Genomic DNA, 18146 nt, shown 5'->3' with positions numbered 1-18146 from the left:
TCAATCCCCGCAATTCATTCGGCTACTTTATTCGTCATCCGCGTTGTCCTCAAAGTCGAGGGTGCGGGCCAGGTCCATGCCCTCGCGGGCAATTTCGGCGAGCAGGTGAGGCGTGTCGGCGTCGAGGGTACGGCCGAAGAGGTTGAGCAATTCTTCGCCCTGCTCGTTCACGTAAAGGTTGTCGTAGAGCTGGTCGAAGAGTTGGGCTTCGCGGCCGATGATGCGGTCGATGTCCTGGGGCGAGCGGCTCTGCTCCAGGGCCCGGTGCAGCACGGCCAGGGCCCGGCGGCTCTCCTCGTGGTCACCGAGGTCAGCCAGCAGCTTCAGCAGGCTCATGGCCAGGCCCAGGCGCAGCTGCTCGAAGCGGAACGGCTGCTCGGGCGGCCCGGCAGCCCGGAACTGGTCGTGGGCCCCGCGGGCGGTGGGGGTGAGGTACTGGGCGGCCTCGGCCGGGTCGGCAAAAGCGAGGTGCAAGAGTTGTTCGTAAGGCGACATAGTGGCAAAAAGCACGTCCATGGGCAAAAAAGGCAGGCGCGCTACCTTCGCGCCGAAAGTTACGTGGGGAACGGGCCCCGGCTTTCACTTCCCAATTCTATAAAACTTCGCTATGACACACAAAGAAAAATGGTTGCTGTTTGCGCCCACCGGGCTGCTCACCATCGGGGTCGGGGCCAGCATGGTGCACTGGGCTGGTAGCCTGAAAGACCGCCGGTTGCCCGCCTCGCAGTGGGTGGCCGCCGGCACCGCCGCCCTCGTGGTGCTCAACGCCGGCGTCAGCCTGTTCGGCCGCGGCGTGGTAGAAAAAGTATTGTACGAAGTGCGCGAAAAAGGCAGTGCGGCTGCCTAGGGCCCCTGCGGCCGACGCCCAATAAAAAAAGCCCCGGACTGCTCCGGGGCTTTTTTTATTGGGGAGTAAAAAGACCTACTCGGTCTTGTCTTCCATTTTGGCCGTGCCCTTTTTGGCTTTGCGGCTGGCTTTCAGGCTGGCGCTTTTCGTCTTGCGAGCGGCCTTTTTGGCTCCTTTTTCTACAGCGTTGGCTCCTTTCTTAACCAAGTTGCCGGCGGCGTCGGTCGTGTTTTCGAGGGCCTGGCCCACGTTGGTTTTGCCGGTCGTGGTCACCACTTTCGTCGTGCCATTATCGCGCGTCTTCACTTCGGTGGTAGGTGCGGTTTGGGCGAAAGCAGCGGTGGTGAAAGCGAAGCTGGCGAGCAGCAGAAGTGCTTTTTTCATGGTTGGGGGTATATAAATTGTGATGGGGCGTTGTACGATCCCGCTAAGCAAAGGTTATTTACAAGGAACGTGCCAGCGTAATAAATCGGGCGTAAAAATCCGTTTTCATTCTGGCAGTAGCAGCGAGCTGTCGCCGTAGCTCAGAAACCGGTAATCGTGGGCCAGGGCGTGGTCGTACACAGTGCGCCAGCTGGGGCCCAGCAGGGCGGCCACCAGCAACAACAAGGTGCTTTCGGGCTGGTGAAAGTTGGTGATGAGCCCCTGCACCAGCCGGAACCGGTAGCCGGGCCCGATGAGCAGCTGGGTGCTGGCCTCCAGCGTGTCGGTGCCGCTGGCCTCCAGGTGGCGCAGCAGGGTCCCCAGGGCCTCCTCGGCCGGAACCTCGGCGGCGTTTTCGTAGGGCTGCCACTGGCCCACGGCCAGCGCCGGGCCGGCGGGCCCCCGCGGCCAGGGCCGCCCCCAGCCAGTACAGGCTTTCGAGGGTGCGCAGGCTGGTGGTGCCCACGGCGATGACCGGCCGCGGCCGGTGGGCCAGCAGCTGGCGCAGCAGCGCGGCCGTTACCAGCAGCGGCTCGGTGTGCATGGGGTGCTCGGCCATGCGGGCGGCCTTCACGGGCTGAAAGGTGCCGGCGCCCACGTGCAGCGTGACGTGCGCCATGCCGAAGCCCTGGGCGCGCAGCTCGGCCAATAGCTCGGGCGTGAAGTGCAGGCCGGCGGTGGGGGCGGCTACGGCGCCTTCGTGGGCGGCGTAGACGGTTTGGTAGCGCACAGCGTCGGCGGCGGTGTCGGGGCGGCCCAGGTAGGGTGGCAGCGGCAGGTGGCCAGCGGCTTGCAGTACCTCGGCAAAGGTGAGGGCCCCGGGGGCCCAGCGGAAGTCGATGAGGGCGGTGCCGCCGGCTTCGCGGGCCTGCCGGGTGGCCCACAGGGTAGCGGGCTGGCCATCGGAGGTGGTGAACTCGACGGCCACGGGGCCCTCCTTCCAGCGGCGGCCGTTGCCCACCAGGCAGCGCCAAGTGCAGGCTTCGGCCTGGGCGAGGGCGGGCTCCAGGGCCCGGTGCGGGGCCACGGGCTCGAGGCAAAACAGCTCCACGGCCCCGCCGGTGGGCCGGTGGGCCAGCAGCCGGGCCCGCACCACCTTGGTATCGTTGAATACTAACAGGGCCCCGGCGGGCAGCTCGCCGGGTAAGTCGCGGAAGGTGCGGTCCTGGATAACGCCGCCGCGGCTCACCAGCAGGCGGCTGGCGGCGCGGTCGGGCAGGGGCTCCGGGGCAATGCGCCCGGGCGGCAAATCGTACACAAAATCTTGGATGGCGAGCTGGCGCGGGTCCGTCGGCTGGTCTGGAGGCGGGTTCATGGCCCCAAAGGTCAGGTTTCCAATTAAAAATTGAGAATTAAAAATTAAAAGGGGCCCGTGGTCACACGCCCGCTTTCAACTTTTAATTCTCAATTTTTAACTGAATCAGGGCCGGCGGAACAGCAGCAGGTGCTGCTGGGGCAGGGTTTCGATGGTGCCGGCAAATTCCAGGCCCACGGCGGCCATTTCCTTGCGCGCCTGGGCCACGTCCATTTTGTGGATGCGCTTGATGGGCACATTGGGGTCTTCGGCGCGGTACTCGACCAGGGCCAGGCGGCCGGTGCCGGGGCGCAGGGCCTGCCGGATGGCCCGGCCCATTTCGCGCGGGTAGTCGAACTCGTGGTAGGCGTCCACGATCAGCACCAGGTCCACGGCACCGGCGGGTAGGTTGGGGTTGCTGGCCGTGCCCAGCACGGGGCGCACGTTAGCCAAGTGGTTTTTGGCTTTGTTGGCGTTTAGCTCGGCAATCATCTCGGGCTGAATGTCAACCGCCAGCACCTGGCCCTTCGGCACCAGCCGCGCCATCCGAAACGAGAAGTAGCCCGTACCCGCGCCGATGTCGGCCACCACATCGGTCGGTTTCAGCTTCAGCTCTTTGAGTAATTGGTCGGTGCCTTCCTCCTGGCTGCGGTCGCTGCGCTCCAGCCAGTCGGCGCCCTCGTGGCCCATCACGTGGGCAATCTGGCGGCCCAGGTAGTACTTGCCGATGCCGTTGGGGTCGCGGGGCGGGGCCAGCTCGTAGCCGCTGGTATCGGGCAGGGGCGCGGCGGTAGGGGGCGCCAGGGCCCCCACGCGGCCGGTGGTGGCGGTTTCGGTGGGCATCTGGGCACAAGCGGCCAACAGGGCCCCCACGGCCGGGCCAAGCAACCAAATTACAGAATATTTACGCATAAGGAGGAGCAGCTATTCGCGCCGGACTAAACAGCAAACTGGGCCGTCCCGTTCAGCACGCGGGCCAGGGCAGGGGCGAAGTTGATAAAAACAGGTCTCAATCCGACGGCAGTTTAGGGCCCCCAGCGTTGCAAAAAACTAACAGCGCCTACTTTTATGCGTAGAACGCCGCGAATCCGTTTTCATTTTATCCTTACCAACACCTCATGAAAAAACTTTCTTCCTCCTTCGCCCGCTTGCTGGCCGTGGCCGGCTGCGCCCTCGCCCTGGGCAGCTGCAACCGCGCCGAGTACGCCATGCTCCCCAAAACGTCGACCTACTATGGCGAGGCCGCGCACCGCCACGTAGCCGCCGCCCCGGCCGCTAGCGAGCAGCCCGCCGCCGTAGCTGCCGCCCCAGTAGCTGCCCCTGCGCCTATCGTGGAGGCCCCCGCGCCCGTGGCTGCCATGGCTCCCGCCGCGCCCCGGACCGTAGCCCCCAAGGCCCTGGCTACGCCCGCGGCCGTGGCTGCTACGACTGCCGCCGCCCCCGCCCCCAAGCCCACGCTGGTGCAGCGCATGCTGGCCAACAAAGCGGTGAAGAGCGTGGATAAAATGATGGCCAAAGTGCAGGGCAAGCAAGCCACGGCCAACACGGCCCGCATCGACGGCAACCTGCGCACCGCCATTATTGCGCTGCTCATCGCGGTAATTGCCAGCCTGTTTGCCGGCATCAGCGGCGGGGTGGGTACCATCTTCGGCATTATCGCCGTGATAGCGGCCATCATCGGCCTCGTCTTCCTGGTGCTGTGGCTGCTCGACAACGTTTAGCCTACGCAAGCTCATAAGTGAAAGGGGCCCTGGCTATGCAGCCAGGGCCCCTTTTTTGTGCGCGCTGGGGCCCCTACATCGGGTCCACGTCGGCCACCAGGCGGGCTTGCTTGAACTCCTTCTGGTCGCGCACCACGTCCATGGCCTCGCCGATTTGCTCCTTGGCGTGGCGCAGCACGGTGTGGGCCCGCTCCAGCTTGATGGTGATTTCCTGCAAGAAGAAATTGCGGATGCGGAAAATGTAGGGGGCCTCGGGGCCCAGCACGGCCCCCGCGCCCAGGCGCTCTACCAGCTCCTGGGCCAGCAAAATGGCCGCCTTTTCGCCCACGCCCTGCTCCACGTGCTTCACCGTCATCTTGATGATGCGGGTGAAGGGCGGGTAGCCGTGCTCGTGGCGCTGGGTGATTTCGTAGTTGTAAAACTCCTCGTAGTCGTTGCGCATCACCTTGTCGAAGATGACCTGCGTGGGGTCGGCGGTTTGAATCAGCACCTTGCCCTTTTTGCCCTTGCGCCCGGCCCGGCCGCTTACCTGGACAAACATCTGGTAGGCCCGCTCGTGGGCCCGGAAGTCGGGGTAGTGGATGATGCTGTCGGCGTTGATGATGCCCACTAGGCTCACGTTGGCAAAGTCGAGGCCCTTGGTCACCATCTGGGTGCCCACCAGCACGTTGGTGTTCTGCTTCTCGAAGTCGGAAATGATTTGCTGGTACGAGTTTTTGGCCCGGGTCGTGTCCAGGTCCATGCGCTGCACGTTGGCCTGGGGCAGCATGATTTTGAGGTCGTCCTCAATCTTTTCAGTGCCGAAGCCCACCGTTTTCACGGCCCGCGAGCCGCAGGCGGGGCACTTCACCACCATGCTTTCGTGGTAGCCGCAGTAGTGGCAGCGCAGCTCATGGCTGTGCTTGTGGTAGCTCAGGCTCACGGCGCAGTTCGCGCACTTCGGAATCCAGCCGCAATCGTCGCAAGCCACCACGGGCGAGTAGCCGCGCCGGTTTTGGAATAGAATGACCTGCTCCTGGGCCCCTAATTTCCGCTCGATTTCACCCAGCAAGTCGGCCGTGAAGTGGTTGTGCATCGTCTTCTGCTCGCGGGCCTTGCGGGTGTCCACCAGCTCCACGTCGGGCATGCCGGCCTCGCCGAAGCGCTTGCTGAGCGTGACGAGCCCGTAGCGGCCCTGGCGGGCCTGGTAGTAGGTTTCGACGGCCGGCGTGGCCGAGCCCAGCAGCACCTTGGCGCCCTGGAAGCTGCCCATCATCAGGGCCACTTCGCGGGCGTTGTAGCGCGGGGCGGGGTCGTACTGTTTGTAGCTCGACTCGTGCTCCTCGTCCACGATGATGAGCGAGAGGTTGTCGAACGGTAGAAACACCGCCGAGCGCACGCCCACCACCACCTGGAAGCGCCCGCCGAGCACGCCGTTCCACACTTCCACCCGCTCGTTGTCGGAAAATTTGGAGTGGTACACGCCCAGCCGGGCCCCAAACACGCGCAGCAGCCGGGTCACGATCTGGGCCGTGAGGGCAATTTCGGGCAGCAGGTACAGCACCTGCCCGCCGCCGGCCAGCGCCTGCTGAATGAGGTCGATGTAAATCTCGGTCTTGCCTGAGCCCGTCACGCCGTGCAGCAGGGCAATGTCGCGGGCCCCGAAGTGCGTCATAATCTCGTCGCGCGCCGTGAGCTGAGCCGCGGTGAGGTCGAAATTGGGCTGAGTAGCCGCGCCGTCGTCCATCGGGAAGCGCGACACAATTTGGTCAAACTGCTCCAGCACGCCGTTCTTAATCAGCGTGTTCACCGCCGATGCCGACAGGCGCGGGCTACTGGTGAGGGCCGCTTTCTCCAGGCCCGCGTGGTTGGCGTGCTCGTTTTGCACCACCGGCACGCGCTGCAAGTAGTGCAGCAGCGCATCGAGCTGCTTGGGCTTGCTGCCCAGCACGTTGAACAATTCTTCCAGGGCCCCCGCGGTTACGTAGCGGTGGGCCAGGCGCACCTTTTTCAGCACCTTGGGCGCGTACTTATCGGCGGTGTGCTCAAAAAGGAAAATCACATCCTTGTGCATCAAGGACTTAATGACCTTGTGGAACGAGGCGATGCCGAGCAGGTCGCCCACTTCGGTGAAGGTCAGGGCCTTGCCGTCGCTCACCGTGCCCAGCGCGTCGATGATGATTTCCTCCTGAGCCGTAAGCGGGTACTCGTTTTCCTCGCGCGCAAAGCCAGGGTGCAACTGGATGCGCGACTCGGAGCTGAGCTTGAGTGCGGCCGGCAGCGCGGCGTTGATGACCTCGCCCAGGGTGCAGAGGTAGTAGTCTGCCATCCAGCGGAACAGCTTGAGCTGCGGCTGCGTGACGACGGGCGCGTCGTCGATGAATTCGAGGATGTACTTGGCCTGGTAGTTGGCCGGCGGGGTTTCGTGCACGGCGGCCACAATGCAGCTCAGTGTCTTTTTGGCCCCGAATTGCACGATGACGCGGCCCCCAATCACCACGTTGTCGTTCAGCTCGAACGGCACCCGGTAGGTGTAGAGCCGAGGCAACGGCAGGGGCAAAATCACGTCCACGAACAGCGTCACCCGGTCGGGCGCGCCGACCGGGGTCGGTGCAACAAAATCAAGCGCTAAAGTCAAAACGGCGGCAGAGTAGGCGAATAGTAAAGATAACAAGTGGGCCCCCGCCGCGGATTATTATTGCGCTAGCCACAGTTTAGCGCGCAGCACATAACTGCGCGCCGGCAAATAGAGTGAGCCTGCGACTCACGGCCACGCAGCGGCCCGGCGGGGCGCACCGGCAGGCCGTTCAATTTTGCGAGTTACAAACTCGCCCCATGCGTGGGCCAGCAGTTGCGCGCGACGCGCTAAACTGCGGCCAGCGCCGCTAGCGCCGCTTGGGCGTCGGCCACGGTTTGCACGGGGGCCTGGCAGGAGTAGTTTTGGCACACGTACACGTCGGTGTGGCCGGGCCGGGCCGGGCGGTGCTGGAGCAGCGGAAGCGGGCCCATTTTGGGGCCCCCGGCCAGCACCGTATCGAACAGAAACCGCTGGTTCAGCTCGGCGCGGAAGACGTCGGCTTGGTAGCCCACGATGGCAATTTCGGGCCCCGGGTGCAGCAACGCGGCGTAGAGCGAGGCCCAGTTGGCGAGGTGCTGAGGCTCCTTGGCCACCAGCTCGCGCACCTGGGCCAGCATGGCGGCGGCCAAGTCCACGTAGTCGGTGCGGTCGAGGTGGCGGCCCAGGCGGCGCAGGTTGTGCGCCATCACCGAGTTGGAAGCCGGAATCACGTTGTCGAACAGCTCCTTTTTGCGCACGATGAGCGGTTCGGCACTGCTGTCGGTGTAGAAAAACTGCGTTTCAGCGGAGTCAAAAAATTGTTCCAGCGTGTACTGCGCCAAGGTTTCGGCGGTGCGCAGCCACTGCTCACTAAACGTCACTTCGTACAAGCTAATGTAGGCCTGAATAACCAGCGCATAATCTTCCAGAAAGCCGTCGATGTGCGCCGTGCCGGCCTTGAAGGTGCGCCACAGCTGGGGCCCCCGGCGCAGGTTTTTCTCGATGAAGGCCGCGTTGCGCTCCGCCATCGCCAAAAACTCAGGCTCGCCAAACGCCCGGTAGGCGTCCGTGAGGCCTTGCAGCATGAGGGCGTTCCAGCCGGTCAGAATTTTGTCGTCGAGGCCGGGGCGCACCCGGTTGGCGCGCACGGCCATTATCTTCTGCTTCCAGCCGGCTACCAACTCCGCTAGGGCCCCGGGTGTGAGGTGGTGGTGAGCAGTAAAGTCGGCGTCGGACTCGCGGCGGTGCAAAATGTTGCGCCCGTGCTCCCAGTTGCCTTCCTCAGTGCAATTGTAATAATCGGAAAACAACGGCTCCTCGGGGCCCAAAATCTCGCGCAGCTCGTCCTTGGTGAAGACGTAAAACTTGCCCTCCTCGCCCTCGCTGTCGGCGTCGAGTGACGAGAAAAAGCCGCCGTCCTCGCTCGTCAGCTCCAGGCGGATGAACTCCACAGTATCGTACACCACGCTGCGGAACAGCGGCTCGCCCGTCAGCTGGAAGGCTTCGCTGTAGAGGCTCACCAGCTGGCCGTTGTCGTACAGCATCTTCTCGAAGTGCGGGGCCAGCCACTCGCCGTCCACCGAGTAGCGGGCAAATCCGCCGTGGGCTTGGTCGTAGATGCCGCCCCAGGCCATTTCGCGCAGCGTGAGCACGGCCTGCTTGAGGGCCTCCGCGCTGCCCGTGGCGGCGTGAGCGCGCAGCAAAAACCGCCAGATGCTGGGCATCGGAAACTTGGGGGCCCTGTTTGTGCCACCCCGCTCGCGGTCGAACTTTAGCCCGAGGTGGTACAGCAGCAGCTTGAACTCGTCGGCCGACACGCCGCCGCCCACCGTGGCGCCGTATTTGGCTAGCTCGCTGGTGCCAATGGCAACCACGAACCGGGCCGCCGACTGCTCCAACTCGTCGCGGTGCTCGCCGGCGTAGGCTTCGCCGATGTTGGCCAGCAGCTGCGTCCAACTGGCCCGGGGAAAGTACGTGCCGCCGTAGAACGGCTTGGCGTCGGCCGTCAGGAACACATTCAACGGCCAGCCGCCCTGCACGCCCATCGCGTGGAGCGCATCCATGTACACCTGGTCCACGTCGGGCCGCTCCTCGCGGTCCACCTTGATGCACACGAAATGCGTGTTCATCACCGCCGCCACCGTCTCATGCTCAAACGATTCGCGCTCCATCACGTGGCACCAGTGACAGGCCGCGTAGCCAATGCTCACCAGTATGGGTTTCTGCTCGGCCTGGGCGCGGGCCAGCGCCTCGGGGCCCCAAGGGTACCAGTCCACGGGGTTATAAGCGTGCTGGAGCAGGTAGGGGCTGGTTTCGTGGGCGAGGCGGTTGGGGGCGTGTTCGGGCATGGGTGGGGTGAGATTGGCGCAGCGGTTAAACAACAAACCCGGCCAACAAGGCCGGGTTTGAATAAATGCCGGCTAAGCCGAAGAATCTGAACGGGCCGCTTAATCGGGCGAAGAAGTGGTCTTTTTCGCCCGGGGCTTGGCCGGTCGCTTCGCGGCGGGTGCCGGGGCCGCTGGCGCAGTCGGGGCCGGAGCCTTGGTTTTTGGTGCGGCTTTGGGGGCCCTGGCCTTGGGGGCTTCAGCCTTTGGCGCGGCAGTATTTGTTGCCTTGGCTTTTGAAGCAGCGGCTTTAGGGGCCCTAACTCCTGGATCAGCAGCTTTTGGTGCCTTAGCCGTCGAAGCAGCCGATTCAGCAGGCTTTGCTTTTGGCGCGGCAGCTTCCGTAGCAGTGGCTTTCGGCGCAGTAGCTTTTGAAGCAGTGGCTTCCGATGCCTTAGCCTTGGGCGCAGCGGCTTTAGGGGCCTTGGCTTTAGAAGGGTTTGGCGCAGTGGTTGGGGCCCCTACGGCCACCGCTTCGGGCGCGGCAGGCTCGATTGCCGGAGTTTCCGGCTTGGCAGCTTTCGGTTCGGATTTTTTAGTTGCGGCCTTTTTTGAAGCCTTAGGTACTGCTGCGGGAGGTGCCGTTGGCACAGCAACTTTCGAGACGGCAGCTTTCGGTGCCACGGCTTTCTTGGCCGGTGCGCTGGCTATCAGGGTAGCATCGGAGCCGCGCATACGGCCCGCGGCCACGCCCGCAGTCCGCACCTCGGTCCGAATCGGCACGATGGGCGTCATGGGCGGGGTTTCGGTAATCAACGAGGGCCGGCGGCGGCTCGATTTCTTCGCTGCGGCCGGCGCTGGCTGGTTGGCAGCGGCCGCAGTACTTGCTTCCGAAGTATCGGAAGTGCCCGGGGCCCCTTGCGCCGGCGTGGCAAACAAAGGCCGGGTCTTGGGCCCCTGGTTGCGCCGGTCGCCCGAGCGGTCATTCATCGAAGCGGTCGGCTCATTGGCCAATGCAGCCGGCTGAGCTATTGGCTCGCTGGTGTCCGGCTGCGGCGCGGTGCTCGGCTGCGGTGCCGTAGCTTCCTGCGTTGGAGCAAGTGCGTACTCGTCAGGGGTGGCTTCCGTCGTAGCTGCGTCGTCCTGTGAACGGTCGCGCCCGCGGCTGCCCCGCTTCACGGGCACCGATTTGGTGATGACGCTCGACCTGCGGGCTTCCGGCTGTGGGTTGCGGGGAAGCGCTGGGGCCCCTCAGCAGTTTCGTCAGGCTCAGCAGAAGCCAGCACTTCATCGTCGCCACCAGCGGCCAGCCGCGCGGCGTTTTTGCGGGCCGTGCGCTTGGCACCACCGCGCGAACGGCGCTTTTTCTTCTTCGTCGGGTCCAGTTCGGCTTCTTCGACAGCGGGTGAAGTTTCCACCACACTATCATCAAATGCCTCGAAAGGCACCGCTAGGTTGGCCATTGCGGCGTGGGCCGCCGCATCGGCAATGGGATGCTCGGGTTTCGAGTCCGCATTGTGCTCCTCGCGCTGGCCGCGCTCCGGCCGGTTATTGCGTCCTGACCGCTGCGCCCGGAATTCCTCCGGCGACAAACGGGCGTGCCGCTCACTATTCGTTGCCAGGGCCCCATCCGCGCTAGCTGCTGCTTCCGTGGGGGTAGATATCTCTGCTGTCTCGTCGCGGCCGATGTCCACCCGCTCTTCGCTGTCAAGCTCTGGCTCGGGCGCCACCACGTCGGCGGGCACGGGCAGCGTAGCCAACCGCTCGTCTACTTCGCGCAGCTCGGCGGCTACGTTCACGCGCTGGCGGCTCAGGCGCTCCAGCCGCTCGCGGGTGGCCACCAGAAACTGCCGGTGCTCGGGGGCAGCTGCGTTCAGGGGCCGGTGGCCCAGGGCCTGGCTTAGCCCCGCCCATTCCTTGCGGAAACGGCCAAAATCGGCATCGAAGTACGTGCGGGCAAACTTCTCCCACACGTAATCCTCCGCCACTTCCGACGGGTGCAGCATGTCGGCGGCGTAAAACCGGTAGTCACGCAAGTCGTCCATCAGCAGCTCGTAGGCCGGGAAATAGCTCACCTCGGGCAGCAGCTCGCTGAGGTAGTGGCAGGCCACACGCAGCACCGATTTGCTCACCGCGTTCAGCGGCAGCGTATCGCGCAGGTGGCGCACTGGGCTCACCGTCAAAATGATGCGCAATTTGGGGTTGACGCGCCGCAGGTAAGCGTGCGTCTCCGCCAAAGCGTTGATGATTTCGTCGGGCGTCAGCAGCTCTTTATTAAATAGCTCGGCGGGCATCTTATGGCAATTGCTCACCAGTTCGCCGGTTTCGCGCAGGCGGTAGGCCCAGGCGGTGCCCAGCGTGAGCAGCACTGCATCGGCCCCACGCAGGAATTCGCCCGTGCGGCGTACCGTCTGCTGGATGTCTTGCAGCAACTCTACTGGTGTGGGGGCCCCTTGGCTGCCGTGTAGGTCATAGCTCTGCCAGCGGCCCCGGGCTTCCACCAGGTGCTGCTGCCAGTCCACGTCTTCGCCTAGCGTTGCCCGTAGCAGCCGGGCCAGCGCCAGGGGCTGGAACACAGTGCCAAAGGGATTTACTACCACGTTCACTTTGTGCGCGGCCAGGCGTGTGCCGATGCTGTCGGCAAAGCAGGAGCCCAGCGTGAGCACCCGCGCCGACGGTGGCAGCTGCTGCGCCACGGGCGCAAGTATCAGTTCAGTTCTAAACATTATGGCAAAAATAGCCGCCCCGCAGCATTAAAAAGCAAAAGGCCCCGCCATCACGGCAGGGCCTTCGCAAACAGGGCAGAGCCCAAGTAGGTTACTCGGCTACTACGCGGAAGTTCACGGTGTGCTTCACTTCCTTGTGCAGGCTCAGCGTAGCGGTGTAGTCGCCAGCCGCCGAAGGCTCCTGGTCGAACGACAGACGCTTGCGGTCCACGTCGATGCCCTTGGCTTTCAAAGCTTCGGCCAACTGCAACGTGGTGACGCGACCAAAAATTTTGCCGCTTTCGCCCACCTTCGCTGGGATGTCCAACACCATGCCGCCAATTTGATCGGCCACGGCCTGAGCATCGCCCTTCACCTTATCGGCCTTGTGAGCCGCTTGGCGCACGTTCTCAGCCGTAATTTTCTTGTTCGTTTTGTCAGCCAGCATGGCCAAGCCCTGCGGCAACAGGAAGTTGCGGCCGTAGCCCGACTTCACGGTCACGATGTCGTTTTTGTAGCCGAGGCCCTTAACGTCGTCTTTGAGGATAATTTCCATGTCTTGTTTTAATTATGAGTTTTGAGTCTTAAAGTATAAGTTACCGGCCGCTGAGGTAAATGGCTGATAACTCATAATTTGTTACTCATAATTTATTTCAGGGCGTCGGCGATGTAAGGCATCAGGGCCAGGTGGCGGGCCTTGGCCACGGCCTGGGTCACTTTGCGCTGGAACTTAAGGCTGGTGCCCGTGAGGCGGCGGGGCAACACGCGGCCCTGCTCGTTCACAAACTTCAGCAGGAAGTTCGGGTCTTTGTAATCCACGTACTTAATGCCGTTCTTCTTGAAGCGACAGTATTTCTTACGTGTGTCCACTGGCTTGTTCATAGCCGAGCGGTCGTTGTTGCGGTTGTTCGAGGACGTTGCCATATCTTTTCTAAAGTTATTGGGCTACGGCTTCGGTTTCCTTCGCAGCCTTCTGCTGGTTCATCTCGCCGTTGCGACGGCGGCGGTTGTAGTCCACGGCGTGCTTATCAAGCACGGTGGTCAAGAAACGGATGATGCGCTCGTCGCGGCGGTAAGCCAGCTCCAGCAGATCAACAATGTTGCCCGAACCCGTGAATTCCAAGCAGAAGTAATAACCAGTGGTTTTCTTCTGAATGGGATAGGCTAGCTTGCGCAGGCCCCAGGCTTCGGTGGACAGAATGTCGGCGCTATTTTCCTTAAGCACCTGGGTGAACTTCTCGACCGTCTCTTGCACCTGGCCCTCGTTCAATACAGGGGTTACGATGAAGACCGTCTCGTAATTTCTTACTTCCATTACGACGGGGTGAATTTGGTGAAAAAAATTTGATTGGGGGCGCAAAGGTACTGATTCTGCGACAGAAAGCAAAGCTGTTGCTGGCTTTTCCCCAAGGGGGGTACTTATTAGCTAAAACAGTGAACAAGTTGCCACTCAAATTTGTCAAAGAAGAGCGAGTGTATGATAGGCCAGTGCGTCTTTTCCAGGGGCCCTAACGGCTGAGTTTATGGGTTTGTGAAGTTGAATAATTGGTATATAAATAAGACAATTCTGCTTATTTAGTCATATTCCAAATAGTCTCCTATAGCCTTATCGAAGCTTATAAAACCCCCGCCAGCTTTTGCTGCCCGCGAATCGTATCCTACCTTTGTGGCCCTGAAATGCCTTGGCATTTCGTTATTTCTGCTAGTTTTTGTATGAATAGCAACCGACTACGTTCGTTACCTCACCTGTTGCTGGCGCTATTGCTCACGTTTGCCGGGGCCCAGCAGGCCACGGCCCAGGATGCAAGTGCCAGCACTGCCACCGTGAGCAAAGCAGGCGTCACGCCCGGCGCTACCGATGGCGCCACCGCTTCCACAGCCGCCGCCCCCGCCGCAGGTGGGGCCGATGCCGCCGCCGTTTCGGCGGGTGATGCCTTGTTTAAGGCCAACTGTACCCAGTGTCATGCTGTGAATGAACAGGTAGTGGGCCCCGCACTTTCTGGCATCAGCAAGCGCCGCCCCATCACTTGGATCATTCCGTGGATCAAGAACTCAGCCAAAGTAGTTGCCAGTGGCGACGAGTACGCCGTAGCTCTCTACAACAAGTACCAGAAGCAGCAGATGCCCAGCTTCGGGCTGTCGGATAAAGAGATAACTTCGATTGTTGCCTACATCACCTCGCAAGAGGGTGGTGCAGCTGCAGCGGCGGGCGGGGCTACTGTACAGAACGCTGGTGCAGTTGACGGAGCCGCGGCAGCTGGCGCTGCTGATACTGGAGCCGGTAAGTACGTTGACATACTCCTCATCGCGCTGGTAGTGGTGCTGATTGTGATGGTGGTAACGCTGATCATCATTGGTAACCTGATGAAGGATGTGCTGCGGGGCCGTAAGGACCTTGACGGCCGCGATACCGAGATTCTGGAGCAGCGTTTTGACTGGGGTAAGTTTTACCGCTCGCCAGTACTGCGTGGTATTGTTGGCGTTGTATTCGCCGTTGTGCTGCTATACGAAGGTGTGCAAAGCGTAATGGCGGTGGGTCTCACCCAAGGATATCAGCCAACCCAGCCCATTGCTTTCTCGCACAAGCTTCACGCTGGGGAAAACCAGATCAACTGCGCCTATTGCCACACATCGGTGTATAAAGGCAAGTCGGCTAACATTCCTTCGGCCAACATCTGCATGAACTGCCACTCGCAGATCAAAACAGAGTCGCCGGAAATCAAGAAGATCTACCGTGCCATTGAGCGCAAGCAGCCGGTGCAGTGGGTTCGCATTCACAACCTGCCCGATCTGGCTTACTTCAACCACTCGCAGCATACCCAGGTGGCTGGCCTCCAGTGCCAGACTTGCCACGGCCCAATTCAGAACATGGAAGTAGTGTACCAGTATTCGGCCCTAACCATGGGCTGGTGCATCAACTGCCACCGCGAATCGCCGCTCAACACCAAGGGCAACGCTTACTACGACAACTTGGTGAAGCTGCACGACACCAAAAATGCCGCAGCTCCCTTTACCGTATCATCGAACGGTGGTACCGAGTGCTCGAAGTGCCACTACTAACCAGCTAAAAAGGCTCTGCAATTCCTAGTGTTTGTTCACAGAATTGCGGAGCTGCTAGCTGTTAAATAAAAAATTCCGCTTAAAAATTAAGTACCTCTTGGCTTAGCTGGCTTACGGCCCCTAAGACTCAGAGTCTCTAAGTCCCCGAAAATGAAGTACTGGAAAGGAATTGAGGAACTAGAAAGCACTCCGGAATTCATGAGCACGGCCTTTGCTGAGTTCTTGCCGGTGAAGGAAAGTCACGAGAGCAAGGATGCCACGTCGGCTCCCCGCCGTGACTTCCTGAAGCTGATGGGTTTTGGGGTAGGTGCAGTTGCGCTAGCCTCATGTGAGACCCCGGTACACAAGGCTATTCCTTATTTGAACAAGCCGGAGGAGGTAGATCCTACCATCTCCAACTTCTACGCTTCGACGTACTTCACGGGGTCTGATTACAATGCTGTGCTGGTGAAGAACCGCGATGGCCGCCCTATTAAGCTAGAAGGCAATCCAGAGTCGCCCATTACTCGGGGTGGTCTTTCTGCCCGGGCCCAGGCAGCTGTGCTGGACCTATACGACAGTGGCCGGTTACAGCATTTTGCTGTCAAAGGCCTGCGTACCGAAACGGAAGAAGTAGATCGTCAGATTCAGGCTAAACTAGCTGCAACGACTGGCAAGATTGCCATCGTTTCACCTACCATTATCAGCCCAAGCACTAAGAAAGCCATCGCGGCTTTCGCTGCTCGCTACCGTACCACCGAACATGTGATGTACGATGCGCAGTCAGCTAGCGGCTTGCTTCAAGCTAACAACGGTGTATTGCCAAGCTATGACTTCAGCCGTGCCAACGTAATCGTTAGCATTGGTGCTGACTTCCTCGGTACTTGGATTTCGCCGGTTGAGTTTGCTAAGCAATACAGCAAGAACCGTAAAGTGAGCAGCGACAATCGTTCCATGTCGCGTCACTTCCAGTTTGAAACAGCTATGTCACTCACTGGCTCCAATGCCGATGTGCGCGAGTCGGTTAAGCCTTCTGAGTGGGGTGCAGTAGCTGTTGCATTGTATAACGCCGTGGTAGGTGGCGGAAGCAATTCTACTTTCAGCAACTCACGGGTAGCCCCGCAAATTGCTAAGGCAGCAGCTGAGCTAAAGGCAAATCGGGGCGCCAGTCTCGTAGTGTCGGGTTCAAACGACCCTGCTGTTCAAGCGTTGGTAACCGCTTTGAACCAGAGTTTAGGCAACGTAGGCACGACGGTAGATTTAACCAATGCCAGCAATGTGCGCCAAGGTGACGACGCCCGTATGGTGGCACTGGTGAAGGAGATGAACGCTGGTACCGTAGGCGCAGTAATCTTTTACAACGCCAATCCGGTATATAACCACCCGTTGTCTGCTCAAGTAAAATCGGGCATTGCCAAGGTACCGCTGAGCATTTCGTTCAACGACCGCCTTGATGAGACGGGCAGTTTATGCGATTACGCTACTCCTGACAATCACTGGTTAGAGTCGTGGAATGACTTTGAGCCCAAGCGCGGTTTCCTCAGTTTGTCACAGCCAGCTATTACCCCAATCTTTGCTACCCGCCAAGCCCAAGAAAGCTTACTGCGTTGGGCAGGAAACAACGAGACTTACTACTCGTTTTTGCGCAATAATTGGCGTGGGGTACTTGGGGGCAATAATTTCAATGCTGCCTGGGACAAAGCCGTTCACGATGGTGTAGCTACGGGTTCGGGGTTATTTGCTGCGCCGGCAATGGATACGCCCGCCCTATCTGCCAGCGAGGCAATAGCCCGCATCTCTGGGGCCCCCAAGCCTGCTGCTAACTTAGTAGAGGTTTTTCTCTACGAAAAGGTGGGCTTGCCTGCAAGTGGCTCGGGAGCTAATAACCCTTTCTTGCAGGAGTTGCCTGACCCAGTTTCTAAAGCTACCTGGGGCAACTACCTCGCCGTGCCGCGTGCTATGGCAGTGACCAATAAGTGGGAGCAAGGAGACGTTATCAAGGTTACGGCTCCTAACGTAGCTCCGATCGAACTGCCTGTGCTGGTGCAACCTGGTCAGGCAGTAGGTACGGTTAGTATCGCACTCGGGTATGGCCGTGTTGCAAGCGGTAAGGCTGGCGATGGAGTAGGAGCTAATGCAGCCTCTTTGCTGATGGCTACGCCCAATGGTATCATGTATGCCACGGCTGTGACTTTGGAAAAAACTTCAGCTACGTCGCCAATTGCCCAGACTCAGACCCACCACACCATTATGGACCGCCGCTCGGTGGTGCAAGAGAGTACACTGGCTAAGTACAAGGAAAACCCTAAAGAGGTAACTGAATACGAGAAAGTGGCTACTCCCGATGGTTTGGAGAAGCCCAATAAAGTATCGCTGTGGCAAGACTACCAGTACAATAACCACCATTGGGGGATGGCCATTGACCTCAATTCGTGTATCGGTTGTGGCTCGTGCGTATTGGGTTGCCAAACGGAAAATAATATCGCAGTAGTAGGTAAGCAGCAGGTTATTAACCGCCGCGAGATGCACTGGATGCGCATTGACCGCTATTATTCGTCGGACCATCACAAGAGTGAGTTTGATACGAAAGGCAAGCTGTCGACTTACGCCGCTATGGAAGACCCTTCGGATAACCCGCAGGTGATCTTTCAGCCAATGATGTGCCAGCAGTGTAACCACGCACCTTGTGAAACGGTGTGTCCGGTATTGGCTACTACGCACAGTTCGGAAGGCCTGAACCAGATGACCTACAACCGTTGCGTAGGTACTCGCTATTGTGCGAACAACTGCCCATATAAGGTGCGTCGCTTTAACTGGTTCTCTTACTACTCCAACGAGAAATTTGAGACAGTTAACGGCCACATGTTTACTGATCTGGGCCGTATGGTCCTCAACCCCGACGTAACAGTACGGGCACGGGGTGTAATGGAGAAATGCTCCTTCTGCATCCAGCGCATCCAACTTGGTAAGTTGGAAGCTAAAAAGCAAAAGCGCCGTCCTAAAGATGGAGAAATAGTATCGGCCTGTGCACAGTCGTGTCCTACCGATGCCATTGTATTTGGTGACATGCGCGACACTACCAGTCGCATCAGCCAATTGTTACGCCGCGAAGATGGCGAGCGGGCTTTCCACTCGCTTGATTCCATCAACGTGCAGCCAAACGTGACTTATTTAACGAAGATTCGCAACTCGGCTTCCGAAATGTTCGGTCCAGAGGAAGAAGCTTAACTGCATCGGAGTTCTTAGTTTTTACGCAC

At 60.3% G+C, this 18146-nt stretch carries 15 protein-coding genes and 1 pseudogene; 5 read left to right on the top strand and 11 right to left on the bottom strand.

Features of this window, described 5'->3' with window-relative positions; all coding sequences use genetic code 11:
* Positions 1 to 27: 27 nt before the first annotated feature.
* The gene (locus tag BEN49_RS14010) at positions 28 to 516 is read right to left on the bottom strand and encodes a hypothetical protein (protein ID WP_070744370.1); all 489 of its coding nucleotides are present in this window, start codon (positions 514 to 516) and stop codon (positions 28 to 30) included.
* A 91-nt stretch (positions 517 to 607) separates the two neighbouring features.
* On the opposite strand from BEN49_RS14010, the gene BEN49_RS14005 reads away from it, so the two are divergent.
* A complete protein-coding gene (locus BEN49_RS14005; RefSeq protein WP_070744368.1) occupies positions 608 to 847 on the top strand; it encodes a hypothetical protein in 240 nt (79 codons plus the stop codon).
* A gap of 75 nt (positions 848 to 922) precedes the next feature.
* On the opposite strand, the gene BEN49_RS14000 is transcribed toward BEN49_RS14005, so the two are convergent.
* The 4 genes and pseudogenes from BEN49_RS14000 to BEN49_RS13990 all read right to left on the bottom strand — a co-directional run bounded on the left by BEN49_RS14000 (position 923) and on the right by BEN49_RS13990 (position 3476).
* A complete protein-coding gene (locus BEN49_RS14000) occupies positions 923 to 1231 on the bottom strand; it encodes a hypothetical protein (protein ID WP_070744366.1) in 309 nt (102 codons plus the stop codon).
* A 105-nt stretch (positions 1232 to 1336) separates the two neighbouring features.
* A complete protein-coding gene (locus BEN49_RS30155; protein ID WP_262490205.1) occupies positions 1337 to 1648 on the bottom strand; it encodes an S-adenosylmethionine:tRNA ribosyltransferase-isomerase in 312 nt (103 codons plus the stop codon).
* Positions 1649 to 1787: 139 nt separating this feature from the next.
* Positions 1788 to 2585 (bottom strand): annotated as a pseudogene (locus tag BEN49_RS30150) (S-adenosylmethionine:tRNA ribosyltransferase-isomerase); the annotation flags it as partial.
* Positions 2586 to 2690: 105 nt separating this feature from the next.
* Positions 2691 to 3476: a class I SAM-dependent methyltransferase gene (locus BEN49_RS13990; protein WP_239691938.1), complete on the bottom strand. Its 786-nt coding sequence runs from the start codon at positions 3474 to 3476 to the stop codon at positions 2691 to 2693.
* 206 nt (positions 3477 to 3682) lie between these two features.
* On the opposite strand from BEN49_RS13990, the gene BEN49_RS28665 reads away from it, so the two are divergent.
* The gene (locus tag BEN49_RS28665) at positions 3683 to 4285 is read left to right on the top strand and encodes a hypothetical protein (RefSeq protein WP_070744364.1); all 603 of its coding nucleotides are present in this window, start codon (positions 3683 to 3685) and stop codon (positions 4283 to 4285) included.
* A 73-nt stretch (positions 4286 to 4358) separates the two neighbouring features.
* Here BEN49_RS28665 and priA read toward each other — a convergent pair whose 3' ends face one another.
* Positions 4359 to 6902 carry a replication restart helicase PriA gene (priA, locus tag BEN49_RS13980; protein WP_070744362.1) on the bottom strand — a complete coding sequence of 848 codons (2544 nt, stop codon included), beginning with the start codon at positions 6900 to 6902 and terminating at the stop codon, positions 4359 to 4361.
* 227 nt (positions 6903 to 7129) lie between these two features.
* Complete coding sequence (locus BEN49_RS13975) at positions 7130 to 9169, bottom strand: thioredoxin domain-containing protein (RefSeq protein WP_070744360.1); 2040 nt, start codon at positions 9167 to 9169, stop codon at positions 7130 to 7132.
* A gap of 136 nt (positions 9170 to 9305) precedes the next feature.
* Here BEN49_RS13975 and BEN49_RS26315 point away from each other — a divergent pair, with 136 nt between their 5' ends.
* Entirely contained in the window at positions 9306 to 10172 is an 867-nt protein-coding gene (locus tag BEN49_RS26315) for a hypothetical protein (RefSeq protein WP_125916863.1), read from the top strand.
* 148 nt (positions 10173 to 10320) lie between these two features.
* On the opposite strand, the gene BEN49_RS13965 is transcribed toward BEN49_RS26315, so the two are convergent.
* The 4 genes from BEN49_RS13965 to rpsF all read right to left on the bottom strand — a co-directional run bounded on the left by BEN49_RS13965 (position 10321) and on the right by rpsF (position 13165).
* Positions 10321 to 11871 carry a GSCFA domain-containing protein gene (locus tag BEN49_RS13965; protein WP_083326093.1) on the bottom strand — a complete coding sequence of 517 codons (1551 nt, stop codon included), beginning with the start codon at positions 11869 to 11871 and terminating at the stop codon, positions 10321 to 10323.
* 91 nt (positions 11872 to 11962) lie between these two features.
* On the bottom strand, positions 11963 to 12406 hold the full coding sequence (gene rplI, locus BEN49_RS13960; RefSeq protein WP_070744354.1) for a 50S ribosomal protein L9: 444 nt from the start codon (positions 12404 to 12406) through the stop codon (positions 11963 to 11965).
* Between the two features lie 92 nt (positions 12407 to 12498).
* Positions 12499 to 12732 (bottom strand): 30S ribosomal protein S18, encoded by a 234-nt coding sequence (rpsR, locus tag BEN49_RS13955; RefSeq protein WP_068239553.1) that lies wholly within the window; start codon positions 12730 to 12732, stop codon positions 12499 to 12501.
* A gap of 55 nt (positions 12733 to 12787) precedes the next feature.
* Complete coding sequence (gene rpsF / locus BEN49_RS13950; RefSeq protein ID WP_068235339.1) at positions 12788 to 13165, bottom strand: 30S ribosomal protein S6; 378 nt, start codon at positions 13163 to 13165, stop codon at positions 12788 to 12790.
* Between the two features lie 398 nt (positions 13166 to 13563).
* On the opposite strand from rpsF, the gene BEN49_RS13945 reads away from it, so the two are divergent.
* Positions 13564 to 14910, top strand: a complete 1347-nt coding sequence (locus BEN49_RS13945) for a c-type cytochrome (protein ID WP_083326091.1) — start codon at positions 13564 to 13566, stop codon at positions 14908 to 14910.
* Between the two features lie 150 nt (positions 14911 to 15060).
* Positions 15061 to 18117 carry a TAT-variant-translocated molybdopterin oxidoreductase gene (locus tag BEN49_RS13940; RefSeq protein WP_070744351.1) on the top strand — a complete coding sequence of 1019 codons (3057 nt, stop codon included), beginning with the start codon at positions 15061 to 15063 and terminating at the stop codon, positions 18115 to 18117.
* The last annotated feature ends 29 nt before the right edge of the window (positions 18118 to 18146 follow it).

It is taken from the genome of Hymenobacter coccineus (genome assembly GCF_001816125.1).
Taxonomy (GTDB): Bacteria; Bacteroidota; Bacteroidia; order Cytophagales; family Hymenobacteraceae; genus Hymenobacter; species Hymenobacter coccineus.
The sequence above is the reverse complement of the archived record's forward strand: the minus strand, read 5'-3'. Positions and strand labels throughout refer to the sequence as shown.